At 54.7% G+C, this 1857-nt stretch carries 2 protein-coding genes; both read left to right on the top strand.

What is annotated here, in order from left to right; translation table 11 throughout:
• Positions 1 to 1439: C80 family cysteine peptidase (locus CFB82_RS41405; RefSeq protein WP_218829108.1), on the top strand; the 1439-nt coding region annotated here is incomplete at its 5' end.
• Between the two features lie 9 nt (positions 1440 to 1448).
• Positions 1449 to 1778, top strand: coding sequence for a hypothetical protein (locus CFB82_RS43010; protein WP_143751090.1), 330 nt, complete (start codon positions 1449 to 1451; stop codon positions 1776 to 1778).
• Positions 1779 to 1857: the final 79 nt, after the last annotated feature.

Genomic DNA, 1857 nt, shown 5'->3' with positions numbered 1-1857 from the left:
AGGATGAGGGTGTGTCGGCGCAACGGGTGGTCAAGCCCGGGCAGGTGGCGCGGGTCGAGCAGGATGAGGCGGAGTCGGGCCAGCGGAGCACGGATCGCTACGCGAAGCGGGTGATCGTGCAGCAGGGTGACGATGAGGTGACGACGCGCGCGGTTCAGAACCTGAAGGACAAGCATGGTGAGAACACGACGGTGGTGAGGGCTGGGCGGGGAGGCGAGCTGGAGGGGCTGGATGAGATCGCGCGCACGAACGGGAAGGTGAAGGTGCAGGTGGTGGGTCACGGGGATGAGGAGGGCGGGACGCTGGGCGACGCGAATGCGCGCAAGCTGGCGCAGCAGATCGAGCAGGTGAAGGGCCGGCTGGGCGAAGAAGCGGAGGTGTCGAAGGTGGCGCTGGTGGGATGCAAGACGGCGTGTGGGACGGAGGATCAGCCGAGCCTGAAGCAGCAGGTGCAGGCGGAGCTGGCCAAGCAGGGCACCGAGGTAGGTGAGGTGAAGGGGCGCGATGACTATGTCAAGGTGGATGCGGGCGGCAGCAAAGCCGCGACGACGGTAAGTAATTCGGACGCATTACCCAAGACAAGAGGCCAAGCATCGAATTTAGATAAGGCTCCACTTTCTGAATTAAAGGCTGATTATGAAACGGCAAACGATGTTCCTGGGGAATTTGCATTTGGGACGCCCGTTTTGGCCTCATTGAAAGGCTATAGCACCGCACCTGAAACTTTAAATCAAAGAACAGATATTAAAGTGGTTTATCGGCTGGATCAGCGTTCGCCAGAAGAGCTGTTACAACACGATGGATTTTCACCATACTCCAAGTCTGCTCTTGGGCCTGCGGATGCGAAACTACATGGAAAGGCCTACTGTGTTGGTGAGTGCTTAGGTTCGGCCCTACAACCCAATGGAACAAAAAAGATCCTTTCCCCGAACACAGTATATTCTGATCTTCAAGCGCCAGCAAATGCCTTTGGAGATAAGGGGCGCTGGCACATTTACAAGCTCGAAACAGAAGGCATCCCAATGGTTCGGTATGTTGACAATATTGATACGCCCAATAATCCAGGCGCTTTTAAAATATATGCGCATCCAGATACATATGATAATTCGCACAGCATTTCTGCTGAGGATTATGTTTACTTTAAATCCCCTGGAAATGTGCGGGTTGGTCATGATCTTCCGGGAAGAGCTGCACATCGTGCGTCGTATGGCGAAGCTTATGTGATCGGGAATACACCTCCATCGAAAATTCAATATGGAGGAACCGGGGCAAAGCCAATGGAAGGATGGGCGCCGATAGTCGTTTCTGAAAATGACATTGCACTGACACTGGATGATTCGCGTGCGACGGTGAAACGCATAAAGGCCGGGGAGGCTGAAGAGGCGGTCAGGCAGTCGAACCCATTCCATTACACACAAGTCGGCATGAGCGGCTTGTAAGCCTTCGACATGAAATGTCTCTACAATCATGGTTCGAACTGGACGGGACGAGCAACGAAGCTGATGGCATTGAAAGCGCTGGAACTGACGCAGGAAGAACGTACAAAGCTTGAAGCGATGGCGAGAAGCCGTCGTGATTGGCGAATACGAGACCGGTCGCGGACGATTCTGATGTTCAGCGACGGCGTGCGAGCGAAAGAGATCGCCAGACGACAGGAACTGACGTTGGAGGCGGTGTATGAGAGGCGCTATCGGTGGCTGGAGAAAGGTGAGCTTCCCCCGAAATTTCGCTCTCCAAGAGGTCGGGTAAACTCGACGGAATGGAAAGCAAAATGTTGAAGATACCGAAGCAGCAACACACGCCGGAATTCAGGACGCTTGCGGTGCAACGGGTGAAGGATGGCCAGAGTATTTCGGT

The sequence above is a fragment of the Burkholderia sp. HI2714 genome, from assembly GCF_002223085.1.
Taxonomy (GTDB): Bacteria; Pseudomonadota; Gammaproteobacteria; order Burkholderiales; family Burkholderiaceae; genus Burkholderia; species Burkholderia lata_D.
The sequence above is the reverse complement of the archived record's forward strand: the minus strand, read 5'-3'. Positions and strand labels throughout refer to the sequence as shown.

What these genes read in the sequence shown, in the direction of transcription:
- CFB82_RS43010 (WP_143751090.1), top strand. Translation starts at nt 1,449, where the DNA reads ATGAAATGTCTCTACAATCATGGTTCGAACTGGACGGGACGAGCAACG.